At 72.0% G+C, this 22,065-nt stretch carries 18 protein-coding genes; 8 read left to right on the forward strand and 10 right to left on the reverse strand.

Going from position 1 to position 22,065, the window contains the following annotated elements:
* Positions 1–248: 248 nt before the first annotated feature.
* Positions 249–917, reverse strand: coding sequence for an HAD family hydrolase (locus ACI2LY_RS19080; RefSeq protein WP_393913801.1), 669 nt, complete (start codon positions 915–917; stop codon positions 249–251).
* 58 nt (positions 918–975) lie between these two features.
* Positions 976–1,470: a DUF6912 family protein gene (locus ACI2LY_RS19085; protein WP_393913802.1), complete on the reverse strand. Its 495-nt coding sequence runs from the start codon at positions 1,468–1,470 to the stop codon at positions 976–978.
* Between the two features lie 300 nt (positions 1,471–1,770).
* Here ACI2LY_RS19085 and ACI2LY_RS19090 point away from each other — a divergent pair, with 300 nt between their 5' ends.
* Positions 1,771–2,238, forward strand: coding sequence for an Rv3235 family protein (locus ACI2LY_RS19090; RefSeq protein WP_404708125.1), 468 nt, complete (start codon positions 1,771–1,773; stop codon positions 2,236–2,238).
* A gap of 102 nt (positions 2,239–2,340) precedes the next feature.
* On the opposite strand, the gene secA is transcribed toward ACI2LY_RS19090, so the two are convergent.
* Positions 2,341–5,190 carry a preprotein translocase subunit SecA gene (gene secA, locus ACI2LY_RS19095; RefSeq protein WP_404708126.1) on the reverse strand — a complete coding sequence of 950 codons (2,850 nt, stop codon included), beginning with the start codon at positions 5,188–5,190 and terminating at the stop codon, positions 2,341–2,343.
* A gap of 253 nt (positions 5,191–5,443) precedes the next feature.
* Between secA and ACI2LY_RS19100 the strand changes: the two genes are divergently transcribed.
* Positions 5,444–6,082, forward strand: coding sequence for a GNAT family N-acetyltransferase (locus ACI2LY_RS19100; protein WP_404708127.1), 639 nt, complete (start codon positions 5,444–5,446; stop codon positions 6,080–6,082).
* A complete protein-coding gene (locus ACI2LY_RS19105; RefSeq protein ID WP_404708128.1) occupies positions 6,079–7,269 on the forward strand; it encodes a winged helix-turn-helix domain-containing protein in 1,191 nt (396 codons plus the stop codon). The genes ACI2LY_RS19100 and ACI2LY_RS19105 overlap by 4 nt, the downstream gene beginning before the upstream one ends.
* Before the next feature lie 28 nt (positions 7,270–7,297).
* On the opposite strand, the gene ACI2LY_RS19110 is transcribed toward ACI2LY_RS19105, so the two are convergent.
* From ACI2LY_RS19110 to mtnA, 7 genes are all read right to left on the reverse strand, one after another.
* Positions 7,298–8,044, reverse strand: coding sequence for a response regulator (locus ACI2LY_RS19110; RefSeq protein WP_404708129.1), 747 nt, complete (start codon positions 8,042–8,044; stop codon positions 7,298–7,300).
* A gap of 203 nt (positions 8,045–8,247) precedes the next feature.
* Complete coding sequence (gene hpf / locus ACI2LY_RS19115; protein ID WP_388994523.1) at positions 8,248–8,940, reverse strand: ribosome hibernation-promoting factor, HPF/YfiA family; 693 nt, start codon at positions 8,938–8,940, stop codon at positions 8,248–8,250.
* A 326-nt stretch (positions 8,941–9,266) separates the two neighbouring features.
* Positions 9,267–10,151, reverse strand: a complete 885-nt coding sequence (locus ACI2LY_RS19120; RefSeq protein WP_404708130.1) for a ComF family protein — start codon at positions 10,149–10,151, stop codon at positions 9,267–9,269.
* 140 nt (positions 10,152–10,291) lie between these two features.
* On the reverse strand, positions 10,292–12,181 hold the full coding sequence (locus ACI2LY_RS19125) for an LpqB family beta-propeller domain-containing protein (protein ID WP_404708131.1): 1,890 nt from the start codon (positions 12,179–12,181) through the stop codon (positions 10,292–10,294).
* A complete protein-coding gene (gene mtrB, locus ACI2LY_RS19130; protein WP_404708132.1) occupies positions 12,171–14,204 on the reverse strand; it encodes an MtrAB system histidine kinase MtrB in 2,034 nt (677 codons plus the stop codon). Before mtrB ends, ACI2LY_RS19125 begins: the two co-directional genes overlap by 11 nt.
* A gap of 58 nt (positions 14,205–14,262) precedes the next feature.
* Positions 14,263–14,952, reverse strand: a complete 690-nt coding sequence (mtrA, locus tag ACI2LY_RS19135; RefSeq protein ID WP_202449105.1) for a two-component system response regulator MtrA — start codon at positions 14,950–14,952, stop codon at positions 14,263–14,265.
* Between the two features lie 153 nt (positions 14,953–15,105).
* On the reverse strand, positions 15,106–16,251 hold the full coding sequence (gene mtnA, locus ACI2LY_RS19140; protein ID WP_404708133.1) for an S-methyl-5-thioribose-1-phosphate isomerase: 1,146 nt from the start codon (positions 16,249–16,251) through the stop codon (positions 15,106–15,108).
* A gap of 140 nt (positions 16,252–16,391) precedes the next feature.
* Here mtnA and ACI2LY_RS19145 point away from each other — a divergent pair, with 140 nt between their 5' ends.
* The 5 genes from ACI2LY_RS19145 to ACI2LY_RS19165 are packed head-to-tail and all read left to right on the forward strand — an operon-like array spanning position 16,392 to position 21,927.
* Positions 16,392–17,708 carry a hypothetical protein gene (locus ACI2LY_RS19145; protein WP_404708134.1) on the forward strand — a complete coding sequence of 439 codons (1,317 nt, stop codon included), beginning with the start codon at positions 16,392–16,394 and terminating at the stop codon, positions 17,706–17,708.
* 4 nt (positions 17,709–17,712) lie between these two features.
* Positions 17,713–18,453: a DUF4129 domain-containing protein gene (locus ACI2LY_RS19150; protein WP_404708135.1), complete on the forward strand. Its 741-nt coding sequence runs from the start codon at positions 17,713–17,715 to the stop codon at positions 18,451–18,453.
* Complete coding sequence (locus tag ACI2LY_RS19155) at positions 18,450–19,628, forward strand: DUF4350 domain-containing protein (protein WP_404708136.1); 1,179 nt, start codon at positions 18,450–18,452, stop codon at positions 19,626–19,628. Before ACI2LY_RS19150 ends, ACI2LY_RS19155 begins: the two co-directional genes overlap by 4 nt.
* Positions 19,628–20,617, forward strand: a complete 990-nt coding sequence (locus tag ACI2LY_RS19160; protein WP_393913830.1) for an AAA family ATPase — start codon at positions 19,628–19,630, stop codon at positions 20,615–20,617. The genes ACI2LY_RS19155 and ACI2LY_RS19160 overlap by 1 nt, the downstream gene beginning before the upstream one ends.
* Positions 20,617–21,927, forward strand: coding sequence for a DUF58 domain-containing protein (locus ACI2LY_RS19165; RefSeq protein WP_404708137.1), 1,311 nt, complete (start codon positions 20,617–20,619; stop codon positions 21,925–21,927). The genes ACI2LY_RS19160 and ACI2LY_RS19165 overlap by 1 nt, the downstream gene beginning before the upstream one ends.
* Positions 21,928–22,065: the final 138 nt, after the last annotated feature.

Below are 22,065 nucleotides of genomic sequence, written 5' to 3' on the forward strand. Positions count from 1 at the left end.
CCGGGGCGCCATGGCGCCCGTGTCCCGCCCGAGCGGACCAGCGACCGCCGCCCGGTCACGGAGGTTGTCCGTGCGGCCCGGGCGCGGGGCAGGGACGGTCTCGTCCCCGCGAGCTATCGCGCTGATCACGCCACAAGGCTATCGCTCCCGACGGGGGCCCCGTCATGAGCCGTATGTGTACAAAACCGGGGGGTGAAGTTTGACGTTCTGCACAGCGGCGGCGGGGGGGCTCGATGGCGTATCCGTGGTCAGGCCGCTATTCGGCGGGCCTCGGCGACCGCCTCGGCCAGGCTGTCCACCACCGGGGCGCCGGTCCCGCGCAGGCTGTCGGGGCCGTGCGAGCCGCCCGTGTAGAGCACGGCGTGGGCGCCGACGTGGTGGGCGGCCAGCGCGTCGTCGGCCGCGTCGCCGATGACCACGGTCCGCTCGGGGTCGACCAGGGTGTTCAGCGCCTTGAGGTGGCGGACCATGTGCTCGGCCTTGCTGCCGCCCGAGGGGCCGGTGCGCCCGTCGACGCGCAGGAAGTGCGATTCGATGCCGAAGCCGCGCACCAGCGGGACCAGGTCCTCGTGCCCGTACATGCTCAGCAGGGACTGGCTGTGTCCGGCCGTCCCCCAGTCGGCCAGCAGCTCGGCCGCGCCCTCGGTGAGCCCGCAGCGGGCGCGGTGCTCGAGGTAGTGCCGGTGGAAGGCGCCGTCCATGACCTCCCACTCGAGGTCACTGGGCATCCGCCCGATCAGGCGCTCGTAGAACCTCGGCACGGGGACGCAGTACAGCGCGCGGTACCGCTCGAGCGTGATCGGCTCCAGGCCCAGCTCGGCGAAGGCCGCGTTGGTCGCCCCGATGATCGCGTCGTTGTCGTGGAACAGGGTGCCGTTCCAGTCCCAGACGATGTGCGCGCTCTGCTGATTCCCCATGCCGAAAACCGTACCCGGCACCACTGACAATCACCGGGGGCGAGGGGATCAGCGCAGGTCAGCGGGGTGCGAGCAGGGTGGGGATCTCCTGCGTGGCGAACCACAGCAGCTCGTGGTCCTCGGCGCCGTCCACGGTGGCGCCGGCCGCCTCGTCCCCGCCGTCGGCGGCCTGCAGCGCCCGCGCCGCCGCCGTCACGTCCGCCTCGGCGTCGTCGGCGTCGGCGTGCACCGCCGCGGCCTTGGCGAGCCGGGCCGACGCGGCGACGGTCACCTCGCCGAGGCCGTCCGCGTCCGGGGTGACGACGCCGTCCGCGACGTCGAGCGCGACGACGATCCGGCGCGGGGCCGCGCCGGAGTCACCGGCCAGCAGCCGCAGCGAGGCGTGCGCGGCCTCGCCGAGCGCCGCGTACTCCAGCTCCTCCAGGTCGTCGGTGCCGCACCACTCGCGCAGCGCAGGCGTCACGGCGTAGGCGGCGAACGGTTCCGCTGCCAGCACGCCCGTCTCATGGGCCTCGGCGAGACCGGGGAGGGTCAGGGGTACGTAGACGCGCATGCGGGCCGCTCTTTCCTGCTCAAGGGGGACTCCCGGAGGACCTCCACAATACGTGCGGCCGTCCCCTTTCGAGTCCCCGCCCGACCCCCGTTCGGCGTCCACCCCGCGCACCGGACGTCACCCTGCCGCGTACGCGGTCGCAAGGTTTCCGGGGCCCGCCGTCACCCGGATAAGTGAAGCCCGCGTGGCCCGCGACACCGGCCGGACGTCCTTGCCGGGTCGGTCCCCGCCCCCGTACAAGGTCCCCACCTACTTGAGTTACCGCCCGGTATCCGCCGGGCCGGCCGAACGGGGACTTCCATGAACAAGGTCATGAGCCGCAAGCCGCAGAGCCGGCCGCACCACCGCCCACCGACCCGCCACGACACCCGCCGCCCGGGCACCGCGCCGACCCGCACCCCGGTCAGGGGCCGCACCGCATCGGCGCACCCCCGGCCCACGGACCTGTTCGCGGACCGCCTGCTGGCCGTGCTGAGCGGCCAGCGCCCGGTCCACTGGATGCTCCGGCACACCGCGGGTCCCGCCTACGACGACCTCGTACGCCTCGCCGAACGCACCCCGCTGCGCACCCGGGGCAGCCGCCCGACCGTCCGGGACCTGGGCTGGTTCGTGCCCCGCGACGGCGCCCTGGAGGTCTTCGCCCGCATCGCCGCGGGTGAGCACCTGCGCGCCCTGGCCTTCCGCCTGGAACAGGCCCACGACCTCCGCTGGCGCTGTACCGCCGTCGAGCTGGCCACCCCACCGGGCCGCCGTCCCACGGGGCCCTGAGCGGCGCCTGAGGGGGTCTGGGCCCCGGACACAACTCGGGGCCGGACCCCCACCTGCCTGGGAAGGGTCCGGCCCCGAGTCGTCGCTGAAGCCGCGTGCGCGCTACTTCTTACGGCGTCGGCCGCCCTTGGCCTGGCGGCGGCGCTCCGCGCGGGTCAGACCGTCGGACTCGGACTCGTAGCGCAGGGGCTCCTCGTCCTCGAGGTCGCGCTCGATGACACCGCCCTCGCCGTCCACGGTGGGCGCGGAGAAGTGGAGCTCCCGGCGCTGCGGCACGTCCAGGCCCTTGGCCCGGATCTCCGGACGCGCCCCGGCGGGAACCTGCGCGGGCACAATGTCCTGCGGGCCCTCGCCGACCGGACCGGCCTCGACCGGGACCTCCTCGACCTGCTGCTCGACCTGGACCTCCAGGTTGAACAGATAGCCGACGGACTCCTCCTTGATGCCCTCCATCATGGCGGTGAACATGTCGAAGCCCTCGCGCTGGTACTCCACCAGCGGGTCCTTCTGCGCCATCGCGCGCAGGCCGATCCCCTCCTGGAGGTAGTCCATCTCGTAGAGGTGCTCGCGCCACTTGCGGTCCAGCACCGACAGCACGACCCGGCGCTCCAGCTCACGCATGATCTCGGAGCCGAGCTGCGTCTCGCGCGCCGCGTACTGCTCGTAGATGTCGTCCTTGATGGACTCGGAGATGAACTCCGCGGTCAGACCGGCCCGGTCGCCCGCGGCGTCCTCCAACTCCTCGATGGTGACCTTCACCGGGTAGAGCTGCCGGAAGGCGCCCCACAGACGGTCCAGGTCCCAGTCCTCGGGGAAGCCGTCGGCGGTCTCGGCGGCGATGTACTCGTCGATCGTGTCGTTCATGAAGTGCTGGATCTGCTCCTGGAGGTCCTCGCCCTCCAGGACGCGGCGGCGCTCGCCGTAGATGACCTCGCGCTGCCGGTTGAGCACCTCGTCGTACTTCAGGACGTTCTTGCGCGTCTCGAAGTTCTGGGTCTCGACCTGCGACTGCGCGGACGCGATCGCGCGGGTGACCATCTTGTTCTCGATCGGCACGTCGTCGGGGACGTTGGCCATCGCCATCACGCGCTCGACCATCTGCGCCTTGAACAGACGCATCAGGTCGTCACCGAGCGAGAGGTAGAACCGGGACTCGCCGGGGTCGCCCTGACGGCCGGAACGACCGCGCAGCTGGTTGTCGATACGGCGCGACTCGTGCCGCTCGGTGCCGAGGACGTAGAGGCCGCCGCTGACCTCGACCTCCTCCTTCTCGGCCTTCACCGCCTGCTCGGCCCGGCCCAGCGCGGCGGGCAGCGCGGCCGCCCACTCCTCGATGTGCTCCTCGGGGTCGAGGCCGTGCTGACGCAGCTCCGCCTCGGCGAGGTCCTCGGGGTTGCCGCCGAGCTTGATGTCCGTACCGCGGCCGGCCATGTTGGTGGCCACCGTCACGGCGCCCTTGCGGCCCGCCTGCGCGACGATCGACGCCTCACGCTCGTGGTGCTTGGCGTTCAGCACCTCGTGCTGGATGCCGCGCTTGCTGAGCTGCTGGGAGAGGTACTCCGACTTCTCCACCGAGGTGGTGCCGACCAGGATCGGCTGGCCCTTCTCGTGCTTCTCGGCGATGTCGTCGACGACCGCCTCGAACTTGGCCACCTCGGTGCGGTAGATCAGGTCCGACTGGTCCTTGCGGACCATCGGCCGGTTGGTCGGGATCGGGACGACGCCGAGCTTGTAGATCTGGTGGAACTCGGCGGCCTCGGTCATCGCCGTACCGGTCATGCCGGAGAGGCCGGGGACTTCCTTGCCCTGGTGGTCGTGGCGCTTGTAGAGGCGGAAGAAGTTCTGGAGGGTGATCGTGGCGAGCGTCTGGTTCTCGTCCTTGATGTCCACCCCTTCCTTCGCCTCGATCGCCTGGTGCATGCCCTCGTTGTAACGGCGACCGGCGAGGATACGGCCGGTGTGCTCGTCGACGATCATGACTTCGCCGTCCATGACGACGTAGTCCTTGTCCTTCTTGAACAACTCCTTCGCCTTGATGGCGTTGTTCAGGTACCCGACGAGCGGGGTGTTCACCGACTCGTAGAGGTTCTCGATGCCCAGCCAGTCCTCGACCTTGGAGACACCGGTCTCGTGGATGGCGACGGTGCGCTTCTTCTCGTCGACCTCGTAGTCGCCGGTCTCCTCGATGCCCTTGAGGGGGTTGCCCGCCTCGCCGCGCTTGAGGCGCGTGACCAGCTTGGAGAAGTCGCCGTACCACTTGGTGGCCTGGTCGGCGGGGCCGGAGATGATCAGCGGCGTACGGGCCTCGTCGACGAGGATGGAGTCCACCTCGTCCACGATCGCGAAGTTGTGGCCGCGCTGCACCAGCTCGTCCTGCGACCACGCCATGTTGTCGCGGAGGTAGTCGAAGCCGAACTCGTTGTTCGTGCCGTAGGTAATGTCGCACGCGTACTGCTCGCGGCGCTCGGCCGGCGTCATGTTGGCCAGGATGCAGCCGACTTCCAGGCCGAGGAACTTGTGGACGCGGCCCATCATCTCGGAGTCGCGCTCGGCCAGGTAGTCGTTGACCGTGATCAGGTGGACGCCGTCACCGGAGAGGGCGTTCAGATACGCGGGCAGGGTGCCGACGAGGGTCTTGCCCTCACCGGTCTTCATCTCGGCCACGTAGCCGAGGTGGAGCGCGGCGCCGCCCATGATCTGCACGTCGTAGTGACGCTGGCCGAGGACGCGCTTGGCGGCCTCGCGAACGGTGGCGAACGCCTCGGGGAGCAGGTCGTCCAGGCTCTCGCCGTCCGCGTACCGCTGCTTGTACTCCTCGGTGAGAGCCCGCAGCTCGGCGTCGGAGAGGTCGGCGAAGTCCTCTTCGATGGAGTTGACCTGGTCCGCGATGCGGTGCAGCTTGCGCAGGATCTTGCCTTCGCCTGCACGCATGATCTTCGAGAGGACGGACACGGGGGGTGGTCTCCTTGCCGGTCGGGCCTGGGACGGTCGGTTTCCATGTGACTTGATGAAGCAACGGCCATCGTATGCGAGGACCCCGCCGCGCCGGGAGGCCCGGCGGCGCAGTGGTCCCTTCACTCCGGACAACGTCCGGGGAGCACGGATGGTGCCGCGCCACGCCGATGATTTGCGCGAATGGTGATACGTCGCTCACTCAGGGCGAAATGCGTTGGCACGGTATGTCCGGTCCGCGCACACTCGCCGGATGGACCCCGTCGTTCTGACCACCGAACGCCTGCTGCTGCGCGCCGTCCGCCCGGACGACACCGAGGCGGTGCTCGCGGCGGCCCAGGACCCCGCCATCCAGCGCTGGATCGCCTCCTTCCCCTCGCCCTACCTGCGCGAGCACGCCGAGACGTTCGTCGGCGGCACGGCCCCCGAGGGCTGGGCGGACGACTCGATGTACACCTTCGGCGCCTTCCCGCCCTCGGGAGAACTGGCGGGCATGCTCAGCGTCGTGACGCACGGGCCCGGCCACGGCGAGATCGGCTACTGGGCCGCCAGGGAGCACCGCGGCCGGGGGTACGTCACCGAGGCCGTCTCGGCCGTCGCACGCTGGGCCTTCACGGCGCTCGCGATGGACCGGCTGGAGTGGCGCGCCGAGGTCGGCAACCGCGCCTCCCGCGCGGTGGCCGAACGGGTCGGCTTCACCGTCGAGGGCGTCCTGCGCGCGGGCGTGGACAGCAGGGGTGTGCGACGGGACTCCTGGGTGGGATCGCTGCTCCCCTCGGACCTCGGACTGCCGTCGACGGCGCCCTATCTGCCCGCGCCGGTCCGGCCGTCGGAGGCGAAGGCGCAGGTCGACGGGGACTGTCAGTGCCACCCTCTATCGTCCCCGGCATGACGACCCTGCCGCGCCCCGCTCTCACCCTCACCGCGGACGACGCCCGCCGCCTCGCCCTGCGGGCCCAGGGCTTCCTCGGCGCGCCCGACCGCCGCTCCGGCGCGCGCGGGGTGCTCCGGGCACTCGGCGCGGTCCAGCTCGACACCATCTCCGTACTGGCCCGGTCCCATGAGCTGATCCCGTACGCGCGCCTGGGCGCGGTCGGCCGCAAGGACGTGGAGTCGGCCTACTGGCACACCCCGTCCTCCGGCGCGCCCCACGCCTTCGAGTACTGGTCGCACGCCGCGTGCATCCTCCCGGTCGAGGAGTGGCCGCACTTCGCCTTCCGCCGCCGCGCCTACCGCGACCGCCCGCACTGGAATCACCAGCTGCCCGAGGGCGCCTACGACCAGGTGATCAAGCAGCTGCGCACCGAAGGCCCGCTCACCGCGACCGAGTTGGGCGGCGCGAAGCGCACCAGCGACTGGTGGGACTGGTCCGGCGCCAAGGTCGCCGTGGAGCGCGCACTGATGTACGGCGAGGTGGTCTGCGTGGAGCGCCGCGGCTGGAAGCGGGTCTACGACCTCGCCGAGCGCGCCATCCCGGCGGAGCTGCTGCACGACGACCTGGACGACGCCGAGTGCCTACGCCGCCTGGTCCGGCTGGCCGGTGAGGCGCTGGGCGTGGGCACCCGCGCGGACATCGCCGACTACCACCGTCTCCGGGGCGAGCAGGTCGACGCGGTGATCGCCGAGTCGGGGCTGGTGCCGGTCGAGGTCGAGGGCTGGGGCAGGCCCGCGTGGGCGGACCCGGCCGCGCTGGCGGCGCCCCCGCGCGGACGGCACCGCACCACGCTGCTCTCCCCGTTCGACTCGCTGATCTGGGAACGGGCGCGCACGGAGCGGATCTTCGGCTTCACCCACCGCCTGGAGGCATACGTCCCGAGGCCGAAGCGGGTGTACGGCTACTTCGCCATGCCGGTGCTGTCCGGCGGGCGGCTGATCGGCCGGGTCGACCCCGCGCGCGAGGGCGGCACGCTGGTGGCCAGGCAGGTCACGCTGGACGGCCCGAAGGCGGTGCCGGGCGTGGCGCAGGCCCTGGTGGAGGCGGCGTCCTGGGTGGGCTGCACGGACGTCCGCGTGGAGCGTGTGGACGCCCCCGAACTCCGCGCCCCGCTCACGCTGGAACTCGCCCGCGTCCTCTCCTAGCCACCCTGGGGCGGGCGTTGGGACGCCGCTAGCGGATCTCCAGGATCTTCTCGCGCATCGCGTAGACGACCGCCTCCATCCGGGAGTGCAGCTGCAGCTTCTCCAGGATGTTGCGGACGTGGTTCTTCACGGTGTTCTCGGAGATGAACAACTCCTTGGCGATGTCCCGGTTGTTCATCCCGGTGGCGACGAGCTTGAGCACCTCCAGCTCCCGGTCGGTCAGCCGGGGCGCGGGCACGAGCCGTCGCTCGTCGGTGCGCTGGATCATCGACTTGAACTCGGTGAGGAGCTTGGACGCCATGGAGGGGCTGATCTGCGACTGTCCGTCCGCGACGGCGCGGATGGCGGTGGCCACCTCGTCCGTGGAGATCTCCTTGAGGAGGTAGCCGGTCGCGCCCGCCTTGATGGCGTCGTAGAGGTCGGCCTCCTCGTCGCTGATCGTCAGCATGATGATCTTCGCGCTGGGGGCGACCTCCTTGATGGAGGTGCATGCCTCGATCCCGCCCCGTCTGGGCATCCGCACGTCCATCAGCACGATGTCGGGCAGCAGATCGGCCGCCTTGTCCACCGCCTCGGCGCCGTCGCCCGCCTCGCCGACGACCTGGATGTCCTCCTCGGCGGCGAGCACGATCTCCAGGCCGCGGCGGAAGAGCGCGTGGTCGTCCACCACCAGCACCCGGATCGGCTCGTCGCGTGGAAGGTCCAGGTCCGGGTCCGCGCCGATGACGCCGTCGTCGGCGCCCGCGTCGCGCATCGGTCCGAAGGTGTCCGCCATCGTTCCTCCCCCTGAAGGCCGTGGCCCGTGGTCCCGTGCCATCGCCAACCCAAGGCAGCGGCCCACCGGTTGGGCCGTGCCGGTCATGATTTCATGCTCCGGCGCCCGAACGGTGACGCACCGGGGGCGAAGTGGTCGCACACCGGTGCCCCTGGGGGCGCACGCGCGTCCCAGGGGCACCGTCTCCGCTCCCGCCGGGCAGGTCAGCCGCCCAGCGTGTCACCCGCCGCGGGCGGCTGCGCCTGAGCCACCATCGGGTCCGTGTTCAGATGGATGACGCCGTAGTCGTAGGCGTGTCGCCGGTAGACGACGCTCGGCTCCTTGGTCTCGGAGTCGACGAACAAGTAGAAGTCGTGGCCGACCAGTTCCATCTCGTAGAGGGCCTGGTCAAGGCTCATCGGGGAGGCGACGTGGGTCTTCTCGCGGACCACCAGCGGGCCGTCGCCCTTGACCTCCAGCGAGCCGATCTTCCTGGTGGGCACTCCGTCGGAATCGGCCGTCGGGACGGGCTCACCGTCGGGGTAGAGCGTCGCCACACCGGGGACGACGTCGGGTACTTCCGCGGCCGGGGTGCGTCGTGCGCCCCGGCGCACGACTCGCTTGTCGTGCTGCTTGCGCAGCCGGGCGTCCAGCTTCTCCGCGGCCATGTCGAGGGCCGCGTACGGGTCGCTGGCCGATGCCTCCGCCCGGATCACCGGACCGCGGGAGCGGAGCGTGATCTCCACTCGGTCACAGCGGTCGGCCTGTCGGGGGTTGGGCTCCTTGGACACCTCGACGTCGAGGCTGATCACCTTGCCGTCGAGCTTCTGGATCTTCTCCAGCTTCAGCTTCTCGGCCACGTGCTTGCGGAACCGCTCAGGTACTTCGGTCTTGCGGCCCTTGACGACGATGTCCACGCAGAACTCCGTTCCCGGATCGCTCACGCCCTAGGCGGAGCGTCTCCCTTTCGCACCAGGTCCCGGTGAGTCCCGGAACCTCGGACTCGGTGACTCCCACCTCCTCCTCCCCCATGGGCGAGATCTCCATCCCGTCACGCGCGGGTGATTGTGCAAAACCCACGGCGCGGCAATCGGATATGAGAGGTGTGGCCTGGGCCTTTCCTCACAACCGAACATATCTCGCCCGGACGGATGTCGTCACCCTCTACTGAGGCGTACCTCCGTTCAGGTGAATTACTCCCCTCGCTACCTGCAACGACGCAAGTTCTCGGTCGGTTCCCTGTTTATTCGAAGGAATCACGGGGTGCGGCGATCACCGCTGCCCGGACGGCTTCTCCGGTGATGTTCACCGGCCCCTTTTCCAGTGCCCCATGCACCGACTTTCCTCCCTGTGATCTCGTCCGTGATCTCGGCCCGATCCGTCGTTCCTCCCTACCTTCCCGAGTTGCGCCGCGATACACAGCCCTGTCCTCCTCGCACCGGATTCCGGCCGTCGCGCGCACGGCGCGCGCCGCCTCGGCCAGGCTCGCGCCGGTGGTGATCAGGTCGTCCACGAGCACGACCCGGCCCCCGGCGAGCAGGCGCGCGCCCCCGGTCCGCACCTCCAGCGCGCCCGCCAGGTTCTCCCGGCGGCGCCGCGCGTCCAGCCCCGCCTGGTCGACCACGGGCCGCCGCTGCCGCAGCACGGCGGCCACCCGCGCCGGGGTGCCGGTGCGCCGCAGCCGCCCGGCCGCCACGAGCGCCATCCGCCGCACCGGGTCGTGCCCGCGCCGCCGCACGGCCCAGCGGGCGGAGGGGACGGGCACGAGGATCACCGGCCCGGCGTCCGGCCCCGCCCCGACCCGGCCGGGTTCCGGCCCAAGTTGACCGGGTTCCGGTCCGAGCCCGGCGCGCACGGCTCCCGCCAGAGCCGCGCCCAGTGCCCCGGTGAGCGCCAGCGCGCCCCGTTCCTTGTGCGCGAGGAGGAGTGCCCGCACCTCCCGTGCGTAAGGAGCGGCGGCGTACACCGCCGGAAGCCCCGGTGGCTCGGGCACCGGCCGTACCCGGCGCGGCTCCGCACGCTCCAGCGACGTCCGGCACCGTGCGCAGAGCACCGCCGGTGGTGACCCGCAACCGCCGCACTCGGTCGGCAGCGCCAGGTCGGTGAGGTCCTGCCACCATCCCCGCATGTCCACCACTGTGCCCAGCCTCGGGCGGCCCGGCCACCCCTGTGGACAACGCCCCTGTGGACAACCCCGGCAGGCCCCCGGCGCCGCTCACCCGCACGAGTGAGCGCGGCCGGGAAACCGCAGGTCAGGCAGGTCGACAACTACCCCGGATAGACCGGCGCCGTACCGTCCTTGTCCACCTTCTGCCACTGCGCGCCGGACGGCAGCCGGACGATCCCGTCCTCCGAGCAGGCCACCAGCGGCACCCGGTCGTCCTCGGTGGAGGCGATCGCCTTCACCCGGGAGAGCGCGGCAGGCGCCGGGCCCTCCAGCACCGAGCCGTCCACCTGCACATAGCGCATCTGGTGCACACCGCCCTGCTCGCGGCCGACCACGACGAGGCGGCTGTCACCGGCCCAGGACATCGCGGTGACCAGCTCCATGTCGGGCGCCGCCGGACGAGCGGCGACGACGGCGGGTGCCTCGGCCGAACCGTCCCCGCTCCCGTCCTTCCCACCGGAGCCGTCGTTCCCGTCGGCGCTCACGCTGTCGCCGCCCTCGATCCTGCCGATCAGCAGGGACTGCTTGCCGCCCTCGACCGCCACGACCAGCGCGACCCGCGCCCCGTCCGCGGCCACCCGCACGTCCCGGATCGGGCCGGGCAGCTCCGGCAGCGTCACCGCCACCGGCTTGCCGGTGCCCCGCGGGACGACGTACAGCCGCGGCCGGGCCGGGTTCAGGTCGGCCACCCACAGATCGCCCCGGGCGTCCCAGCCGGGCCGGGTCAGCCGGGTGTCCTCGGTGGGGCCCTGGCTGGTCAGCACGGGCTGCTCCAGCGACGCGTCGGCGGCCAGCGGGGCCACGTACAGCGACTTGCCGTCCGCGCCGACCCCGGCCGCCGTGCGCTCGTCCCGCGAGACGGCGACCGAACGGAACTGCCGGACGCCCTCGCCGAACGCGCCCGGCACCGGGGTGCCACCGGTGCCCGCGCCCGCGGCGGGCAGCCGGATCAGCCGGTGCTTGCCGTCCAGGAAGTAGAGGTAGTCCGGGCTCTGGGCCGAGGCGTGCCAGGCGACGGAGTCCGCACTGCTCTCGGTAAGGTCGCACAGCTGGTCGTCGCCGGGTCCGCGCAGGTCGACCGACTCCAGGGTCGGCGCCAGGTTCCGCAGCGTGAACAGCAGCTGGGTCGCCATCTCCCTGCACCGGGCCCGACCGACGCGGGCCGCCTTGGCGTTCAGCGGCACGGTCAGCCGGTTCTTGTCGTCCGGAGCCAGTCCGGTCGTGCCGTTCCGCAGCTCCGTACCGGTCGGGAAGCTGGACCTGACCACCGGGCCGAGCCAGTGGGTGGGCCCGCTCAGCAGCGACCGCACCAGCTGGGTCATCGGGTCGACCTTGCTGCGCACGAACACCGGGTCGGCGACCGCCACCGGGTCCCCCGACGCCCCGGCCCTGGTGTGGGTGGCGAAGTAGTACTTGTCGACGGACGTGTAGTTGCGCTGAAAATCCGACTTACCCATCACGACACCCTCGGGCGGCGCGTCGATCCGCCACTGCCGGCTCTTGGCGTCCTGCGTCAGATGCACCTTGGCCCGGAAGTCGCCGTGCGCCGGGGCGTACGCCTGCCGCGCGTCCACCGTGGCCACCCGGCTGCCCGCCAGGACGTAGGTGCGTCCCGGGTTCGGTTCCCGGTCGGCCGGTGGTGTCTCGGCGAGGGCGCCGGGGCTGTCCGCGAGAACGGTGGCCGACTCCTCCGGCCGCCAGGCACGCGCCGCCTCGGCGGTCAGGTACTTCCGCGCCGTGTCGTAGTGCGGATCGTCGCTGGTCAGCGCCTCCAGGAAGCCCTGCATGATCTCGTTGGCCGAGGCGCCCTCGGCGGGCGGCACGGCGAAGACCCGTACCCCCGTGTCCTGGCGCGGCGTGGACTCCACGTTGCGCAGATCCCCGCTGTCGGGCATCGAGGCGCAGCCGCCCAGCAGTACGGCCCCGCAGACCGCGTATGTCACCGCGCGCCCCGGCGTACGCCGGGCGCCCCCCTCGCGGTCAGCGACCACGGAACGCCTCCCCTGCCTCTGCCTCTGCCTCGGTCGAGTCCTGTCCGGCCGGTTCCGGGCGAGCCTCCGCTCGCGGGTCGGGCACCTGGGTGCCGGTCCTGTCGTCGGGCCGCCGTGCACCGTTCGCGGGCCGGGGCACGACCCGCGCGCCGCCGTTCCCGTTGCCGGGCAGCGCGGTCGGGTCGGCCACCGCGGCGGCACCCTGACGCGGCGGAAGCGGGGACGCGTTGCCACCGTTCGGCTGCACCGGGACCGTCGCCAGCTTCTCCGCTCCCCCACGCGGTGTCCCGCCGTCGTCCAGACCCCGGTTACGACGCGAGTCCTTGGGCTCCAGCGGTATCGGCGAGCCCCGCAGCGGCTCGTCGGCGGTACGCGGCAGGGTCAGCCGGAACTGCGAACCGCCGCCCGGCTCGCCCCACGCCTGGAGCCAGCCGCCGTGCAGCCGGGCGTCCTCCAGCGCGATCGACAGCCCCAGTCCGGTACCGCCGGTCGTACGCGCGCGTGCCGGGTCCGCCCGCCAGAAACGGCTGAAGACCCGGGTCGCCTCGCCGGGCTTGAGCCCGACACCGTAGTCGCGCACCGCGACGGCGACGGCGCCGCCCGCGCTGGCGAGCTTGACCACGACGTCCTTGCCGTCGCCGTGCTCGACGGCGTTGACGACGAGGTTGCGCAGCACCCGCTCCACCCGCCGGGCGTCCGCCTCGGCGACGACGGGCTGCAGATCGCCGACCACGCGGATACGGCTGCCCTTGCGCTCGGCGAGCGGCTCGGCACCGCCGACGACCCGCCGTACGACCTCTCGCAGGTCGATCGGCTCGGCCTCCAGCGCGGCCGCGCCCGCGTCGAACCGGCTGATCTCCAGCAGGTCCGCGAGCAGCGACTCGAACCGGTCCAGCTGGTCCGCGAGGAGTTCCGCGGACCGCGCGGTCATCGGGTCGAAGTCCACACGGGCGTCGTGGATGACGTCCGCGGCCATCCGTACAGTGGTCAGCGGGGTCCGCAGCTCGTGCGAGACGTCGGAGACGAACCGCCGCTGCATCCGCGAGAGGTCCTCCAGCTGCTGGATCTTGAGCTGGAGGTTCTGCGCCATCTTGTTGAAGGCTTCGCCGAGGCGCGCGATGTCGTCCTCGCCGGTGACCTTCATTCGCTCCTGGAGCCGCCCGGCGGACAGCCGCTCCGCGATCCCGGCCGCCATCCGCACCGGCGTGACGACCTGCCGCACCACGAGCCAGGCGATGGCCCCAAGGAGTACGACGACGAAGAGGCCGGCGGTCGCCAGGGTGCCCTTGACCAGGCTCAGCGACTTCTCCTCCTGCGTGAGGGGGAAGAGGTAGTACAGCTCGTAGGGGTGGCCGTTGGGGTCGTTGACCTGCTTGCCGATGACCAGCGCGGGCTGGGATTCCTTGCCGTTGCTGTAGACGATGCGGGTGTAACTCTGGGCGGCGGCGGTGCTGGTGCTGCTGTTGACCCGGTCGCGCAGGCTCACGGGCACGCTGTCGGCCGGGCTGACGTACCCGGAGCCGCGCGGGCTGCGACCCCCGCCGCTGTCGTCGCCGACGGGCAGCGTGACCACGTCGAAGGCGCCCGAACCGCCGCTGGAGAGCGACTCCACGAGGTCGCTCATCCACTGGATGACGTTCTGGGACTGCTGGCCGTCGGAGCCGTTGACGCCCGTGGTGCCATGGGTGGCGGCCGCGGTCTCGTCGGCGCTCTGCCGGGCCACGGCGAAACCGCCGGTGGCCTGGCTCTGCGACGCCTTCACCTTCGCGTCCAGCAGCCCGTTGCGCACCTGGCCGATGACGACGAAGCCCAGCAGCAGGACGACGCCCAGCGACATCAGCAGGGTCGTGGCGACGACCCGCAGCTGGATGTTGCGCCGCCACAGCCGCATGACGGGCAGCAGCGGACGGCGCACCCAGCGGATGAACAGCCGGACGACCGGACTGCCCTGGACACCGCCGCTCAATAGGGCGGCGGTGAAGAGGCGGCCCCGGCGCGGACTGCCCGCACCGCGGCCGGACACGTGTCCCGGACCGGCGCCGGGCCGGCCGGGAGCCGAAGCGGCGCTGTCCCCGGACACGTCAGCTCGGTCCGGCCTTGTAGCCGACGCCTCGAACGGTCACCACGATCTCCGGCCGCTCCGGGTCCTTCTCGACCTTGGAACGCAGCCGCTGCACATGCACGTTGACCAGCCGGGTGTCGGCGGCGTGCCGGTAGCCCCAGACCTGCTCCAGCAGCACCTCACGGGTGAACACCTGCCACGGCTTGCGCGCGAGCGCGACGAGCAGATCGAACTCCAGCGGGGTCAGCGCGATCGACTGCCCGTTCCGCTTCACGGAGTGCCCGGCCACGTCGATCACCAGGTCACCGATGGTGAGCTGCTCCGGCGCGGGCTCCTCCGACCTCCGCAGCCGCGCCCGGATACGGGCCACCAGCTCCTTCGGCTTGAACGGCTTCACGATGTAGTCGTCCGCGCCGGACTCCAGGCCCACCACGACATCCACGGTGTCGCTCTTGGCGGTGAGCATCACGATGGGCACCCCGGACTCCGCCCTGATCAGGCGGCACACCTCGATGCCGTCCCGACCGGGCAGCATCAGGTCCAGCAGCACCAGATCGGGCTTGGCCTCCCGGAAAGCGGCCAGCGCCTTGTCCCCGTCGGCTACGAAAGACGGCTCAAAACCTTCACCACGCAGCACGATGCCGAGCATCTCGGCCAGTGCGGTGTCGTCGTCGACGACAAGGACTCGTCCCTTCATAAACGACATCATCCCATTCTCATAACGACGACAGAGCCGCAGGTGAGGCACGTCACTGGCCTGTGACGATAGTCGTACCGACCGGTCACTGTCTGCCCCCGGCACACGGGGAAGGGACGGCTGCCGGGGCCGGTCGGACGGGCGGCCCCGGCAGGGGTACGGGTGTCAGCCGGTGGCCGACGCGGTCCGGGCCCCCGTGCACAGGGCCGCCAGCGCCTCGGGGGTCACCGGGGAGACGACGCCTTCCTCGGTGACGATCGCCGTCACCAGTTCGGGCGGGGTCACGTCGAACGCCGGGTTGTACGCCTGCGTACCCAGCGGAGCCAGCGGCACCCCGCCACCCCCGCCCGCCACCGATGCCTGAGGCGTGACGATCTCGGTCACCTCGAAGCCCGGACGCTGCTCGACCTCGATCGACGCGCCGTCCGGGGTCTCCAGGTCCACCGTCGTCACCGGCGCCACCACGATGAACGGCACATGGTGGTAGCGCGCCAGCACCGCCAGCGGGTAACTGCCCACCTTGTTCGCCACCGAGCCGTCGGCCGCGATCCGGTCCGCGCCGATCAGCACCGCGTCCACCTCTCCGGCCGCGAACAGCGAACCGGCCGCGCTGTCGGTGAGCAGCGTGTACGCCATCCCGCTGCGCGCCGCCTCGTACGCCGTCAGCCGCGCCCCCTGCAACAACGGGCGCGTCTCGTCCACCCAGAGCCGCCGCAGCCGCCCCACCCGGTGCGCGGCCAGCGCCACCGCGAACGCGGTCCCCTCCCCGCCCGACACCAGCGAACCGGTGTTGCAGTGGGTCAGGACCCGGTGGCCGCCGCCCGGCATCAGCTCGTCCAGCAGCGCCAGACCGTGCGCGGCCATCCGCGCGCTCGCCTCCGCGTCCTCCTGGTGCAGTGCCCGCGCCGCCGCGAGCGTGGCCGTCGCCGCCGCCGTGGGGTCGCCGGTCGCGGCCAGTTCCTCCCGGTACGCGGCCAGGGCCCGGCGGACCCCGACGGACAGGTTCACTGCGGTGGGCCGGGCGCTCTCCAGCGCGTCGGCGGCCTCGTCCACATCGAAGCCCCGCGCCGCGGCCAGGGCGACGCCGTACGCCCCCGCGACACCGAGCACCGGCGCCCCGCGCACGGCGAGCGAACGGATCGCCTCCACCAGCGCCGACGCGTCCGTGCACACCAGCTCGACTTCCTCGGACGGAAGCCTCGTCTGGTCGAGAAGGATGAGTACGGGCCCTTCGGGCGGTTCCTCCCATCGGATCACCGGTATCCCGGTCGGCCGCTTGTCCTCGCCAGGTCGCGCCTGCTGATCAGCCATGCGGTGAGTCTGCCCCGTATCCGCCGGAGAATTGATGGAGTACGGCGTCCACCGCGCCAGGTCACACCGTGACCCGGCCATGGCACGATGGCTGCCAAGCTGCCGCCGCGACCGCGGACGGGCACCGTGAAGGAGCTTCGATGAGTGACTCGCCGGGCTGGGCTTCGCCCGGACCCGACCCGTCGTCCGAGGAACGGAAGACCGGCGCGGCCGGCGCCGCCGAGCCCACACCCGCCGACCCGCCCGCTCCCACCGAGCCGGGCGCACAGCCGGGCGACGCTCCGCAGGGCCCCGACGCGAAGTGGGCCGAGGGTCAGCCGCCTCCCGGACAGTGGTCGGCGCCCACCGGCGCGCCCGCCCCGGGCCAGGCACCTCCGCCCCCGCCACCGGGCGCGGGCTGGGGCGGACCCGGCGCTCCCGGCGGCCCCGCGGCCTGGGGCAACGGCTGGGGCGGTCTCCCGCCCGCCGCCAAGCCCGGCGTGATCCCGCTGCGCCCGCTCGGCATCGGCGAGATACTCGATGGCGCCATCTCCACCATGCGCGCCTACTGGCGCACCGTCCTCGGGATCTCGCTGACGGTGTCGGTCGTCATCCAGCTGTGCGCGCTCCTCCTCCAGGGCGTCATCCTGAAGGACACGGCCAGCACGCTCAGCGATCCCGACGTGTCCCCGAGCGAGGTGCTGCGCTCCCTCGGCTCGGTCTCCGCCGGTGCGCTGCTCGTCGGCCTGGTCTCCGTGGTCGGCACCATCGTGGCCACCGCGCTGCTGACGACCGTGACCAGCCGCGCCGTCCTCGGCAAGCCGGTGAGCATCGGCGAGGCGTGGCGCGAATCCCGCGGCCAGCTCCTCAAGCTGCTCGGCCTCCTCATGCTGCTGGCCCTCATCACCGGCGTCGTCCTGGTCGCCGGACTGCTGCCGGGTCTCCTCCTGGGGGCCGTCGCGGGCTTCGACGCACCGGCCGTCGCCCTGATCGTCCTGGGCATCCTGGCGGCCGTCATCGTCGTGATCTGGCTGACGATCCGCTTCTCCCTCGCCTCGCCCGCGCTGATGCTGGAGCGGCAGGGCGTCTGGAAGTCGATGACCCGCTCGGCCAAGCTGGTCAAGGGCTCCTGGTGGCGCGTCCTCGGCGTGCAGTTCCTCGCCGGGATCATCGCCAACCTGGTCTCCTGGATGACGGTGATCCCCTTCACCGTCATCGCGTTCGCCGTGAGCGGCGAGAACATGACCTCCCTGGTCGGCACCGGCGCCCAGCCGACCGGCTGGTCGTTCCTGCTCATCACCGGCATCGGCTCGGTGATCGGCGGCATGCTCACCCTGCCGGTCAAGGCCGGTGTCACCGTGCTCCTCTACATCGACCAGCGCATCCGCCGCGAGGCCCTCGACCTCGAACTGGTCCGCGCCGCCGGTGTCCCGGGCCACGCCCCCGGCGCCACGCCCGGCCCGGTGCCGGGGAGCTGATGCGGTGAGCATGACGGGGGGAGTTCTCACGGCGGCGTCGGGATGGCCCGGCGCCGCCCGCCGCATGGCCTTCGCGCTCGGCAGCTCCGGCGACGAGCCGCCCCTGACCGTCCCGCGCGATCCCGCGCGCGAGGCGGCACGCCGTGAACTGGCCAAGCGGATGTACCACGAGAACGACCCCAGCCTGCTCCAACGCGCCCTCAACGCGTTCTGGGAGTGGCTCGGCAGACTCCTCGCCAAGGCCGCCTCGACGGCACCGGGCGGCTCGCTCGGCCTCCTCGTCGTGATCCTGTGCGTCATCGCCGTACTGGCCGCCCTGTGGTGGCGGCTGGGCTCCCCACGCCGCAGCCCCGTCTCGGCCGCCCCGCTGTTCGACGAACGCCCGCGGACCGCCGCCGAACACCGGTCCGCCGCCGAGGCGCACGCCGCCCAGGGCCACTGGAGCCAGGCCGTCCAGGAACGCATGCGCGCCATCGTCCGCGCGCTGGAAGAGCGGGCCCTGCTCGACGTCCGCCCCGGCCGCACCGCCGACGAAGCCGCCGCCGAAGCGGGCCGCACCCTCCCCGGCCACGCGGACGGACTGCGCACCGCCGCCCGCCACTTCGACGACGTCACATACGGCGGCCGCACCGCCGACCAGCAGACGTACCAACGCGTCGCCCTACTCGACAGCGACCTCGAACGCGCCCGCCCCGCCCTGGTGACCAGCGCCGCCGACACCGCCCGTGACGGGAAGACCGGATGACGACGTCGTACGCGCTCACCACCCGTCAGCTGTGGACCCGCACCCGGGGCATCGCCCTCGCCGTCGTCCTTGTGCTGATCGGCGCCGTCGCCCTCGCCGTCGTCCGCTCCCAGACCAAGCACGGCGACCTGGACCCGCGTTCCGCCGATCCCAGCGGCAGCCGCGCCGTCGCCGAACTCCTCGCCGACCGCGGGGTCAGCACCCGCGTGGTCAGCACCCTCGACGCCGCGCGCGCGGCCACCGGCCCCGACACGACCCTCCTGGTCGCCATACCCGACCTGCTGACCCACCGACAGCAGAACCGGCTCGCCACGGCCACGGCATCCTCCGGCGGCCGCACCGTGCTCGTCGCCCCGAGCAGCTGGTCCGTCGAACGCCTCGCCCCCGGCGTCAACGCGAGCCCGGTCAACAGCGTCGACACCACGCTCGACCCCGACTGCACGCTCCCCGAAGCCCGGCGGGCGGGCAGCGCCGAGACCGGCGGCATCCGCTACAGCACCACCGTCCGCGACGCCGAGTCCTGCTACCCCAGCGAGCGGCGCGCCACCCTGCTCCGCGTCCCGGCGGCCTCGGGCGGGGGCGACACCGTCGTCCTGGGCGCGCCCGACATCCTCCTCAACAACCGTCTCGACAAGCAGGGCAACGCCTCGCTCGCCCTGCAACTCCTCGGCTCCCGGCCTCATCTGGTCTGGTACCTCCCCTCGCTCGCCGACTCCTCCGCCGCCGACACCGACGGCCGCGAAAGCCTCTTGGATCTGCTCCCCTCGGGCTGGCTCTGGGCCACCTTCCAACTGTTCGCCGCAGCGCTCGTCGCCGCCTTCTGGCGCGGCCGCCGGTTCGGCCCGCTGGTGCCGGAAAGGCTGCCCGTCGCCATCCGCGCCTCCGAGACGACCGAAGGCCGCGCCCGCCTCTACCGCAAGGCCGACGCCCACGACCACGCCGCCACCGGCCTGCGCTCCACGACCCGCACCCGCCTGGCCCCGCTCGTCGGCGTCCCCGCCGCCCAGGCACACACCCCGGAAGCCCTGCTCCCCGCCCTGTCCGCCCGTCTCCCCGACGGTGGCGAACAGGCCCTGCGTTCCCTCCTCTTCGGAGCGCCGCCCCGCGACGACGCGGCCCTCATCGCACTCACCGACCGACTCGACGCCCTCGAAAGAGAGGTACGCCGTTCATGATGGCCCCGACCACTGACAGCGCCGGGAACACCGAGGACGCGGCCGCCGCCCGTGCCTCCCTGGAGACCCTGCGCACCGAGATCGCCAAAGCCGTGGTCGGCCAGGACCCCGCCGTGACCGGTCTCGTCGTCGCCCTGCTGTGCCGAGGCCACGTCCTCCTCGAAGGAGTCCCCGGAGTCGCCAAGACCCTCCTGGTCCGCACCCTGGCATCGGCACTCGAACTCGATACCAAGCGCGTCCAGTTCACGCCCGACCTGATGCCGAGCGATGTCACCGGCTCCCTCGTCTACGACACCCGCACCGCGGAGTTCTCCTTCCAGCCCGGTCCCGTCTTCACCAACCTCCTTCTCGCGGACGAGATCAACCGCACGCCGCCGAAGACTCAGTCCTCCCTGCTCGAGGCCATGGAGGAACGCCAGGTCACGGTCGATGGCACCCCGCGCCCCCTCCCCGAACCGTTCCTGGTCGCGGCCACCCAGAACCCGGTCGAGTACGAGGGCACCTACCCCCTGCCCGAGGCCCAACTGGACCGCTTCCTGCTCAAGCTGACGATCCCGCTGCCCACCCGTGAGGACGAGATCGACGTCCTCACCCGCCACGCCTCAGGCTTCGACCCCCGCGACCTGCGCGCCGCGGGCGTACGCCCCGTCGCCGGGCCCGCCGACCTGGAGGCCGCCCGCGCCGCCGTGGCCAGGACGACCGTCTCCCCCGAGATCACGGCCTACGTCGTGGATATCTGTCGTGCCACCCGCCAGTCCCCCTCGCTCACCCTGGGCGTCTCTCCCCGAGGCGCCACCGCCCTGCTCAGCACCGCCCGCGCCTGGGCCTGGCTGACGGGCCGTGACTACGTCACCCCTGACGACGTGAAGGCCCTGGCACTGCCCGCCCTGCGGCACCGGGTCCAACTGCGCCCGGAGGCGGAGATGGAGGGTGTGACCGCCGACTCGGTCATCAACTCCGTCCTGGCCCAGGTCCCGGTACCCCGCTGATGCCGCTCACCGGACGCACCGCCCTCATCGCAGCCCTCGGCTCCCTCCCCGTCGGCCTGTTGGAGCCCGGCTGGACGGGAATCCTCGCGGTCAACGGCTCCCTGGCCCTGGCCTGCGCTTGTGACTTCGCGCTCGCGGCGCCCGTACGGCGCCTGGTCCTCACTCGCTCCGGCGACACCTCCACTCGTCTCGGCGAATCCGCCGACATCACCTTGACCGTCACCAACCCCTCCCGCCGCCTGTTGCGAGCACGGCTGCGGGACACCTGGCCACCGAGCAGCTGGGAGCCCGGCACCGAGGTCGAGGGGTCCCGGCACCGCTTGGACATCCCACCCGGTGAACGCCGCCGTGCGACGACCCGGTTGACCCCCACCCGCCGCGGCGACCACCAGGCCGACCGGGTCACGATCCGCTCCTATGGCCCCCTCGGCCTGTTCTCCCGTCAGGGCACCCACCGAGTGCCCTGGACACTACGGGTTTTGCCCCCTTTCACCAGCCGAAAGCATCTCCCGTCGAAACTCGCTCGATTGCGTGAACTCGACGGCCGGACCAGTGTTCTGACACGAGGTGAGGGCACAGAGTTCGACAGCCTCCGGGAGTACGTCCCCGGCGACGACACACGTTCGATCGACTGGCGAGCCACCGCAAGACAGTCCGCGGTAGCCGTGCGCACCTGGCGCCCGGAACGCGACCGGCACATCCTCCTGGTCCTCGACACCGGCCGCACCTCGGCCGGCCGCGTGGACGACGTACCCCGCTTGGACGCCGCCATGGACGCGGCGCTCCTCCTGGCGGTCCTCGCCTCCCGCGCCGGTGACCGCGTGGACCTGCTCGCCTACGACCGGCAGGTACGCGCTCTGGTCCAGGGGAAGTCCGCAGGACAGCTCCTGCCGTCCCTCGTCAACGCCCTGGCCACGCTGGAGCCGGAGCTCGTCGAGACCGACGCACGCGGGCTCACGGCAGCCGCTCTGCGTACGGCACCGCGCCGCTCGCTGATCGTCCTTCTCACCTCGCTCGACGCGGCACCGGTGGAGGAGGGCCTGCTGCCGATGCTCCCGCAGCTCACCCAACGCCACACGGTGCTCGTGGCCTCCGTGGCCGACCCGCACATCGCGCGCATGGCTCGGGGCAGAGGGGACATCGACGCGGTCTACGGTGCCGCGGCGGCGGCCCAGGCCCAGCACGAACGACAGCACACCGCCGAGCAGCTCCGCCGTCATGGAGTGACCGTGGTGGACGCGACGCCGGAGGAACTGGCTCCCGCGTTGGCGGACGCCTATCTGGCACTGAAGGCGGCGGGGCGTCTTTGAGGCAGATATTCGTCATGCTCCCTTCGGAGGGAAAACCTGCCCTGAACGCAGAAAACCCCCGCACCAAATGGTGCGGGGGTTTCCCTAAAAATTGTTCGGCGGCGTCCTACTCTCCCACAGGGTCCCCCCTGCAGTACC

It is taken from the genome of Streptomyces sp. NPDC002176 (genome assembly GCF_044903645.1).
Classification (GTDB): Bacteria; Actinomycetota; Actinomycetes; order Streptomycetales; family Streptomycetaceae; genus Streptomyces.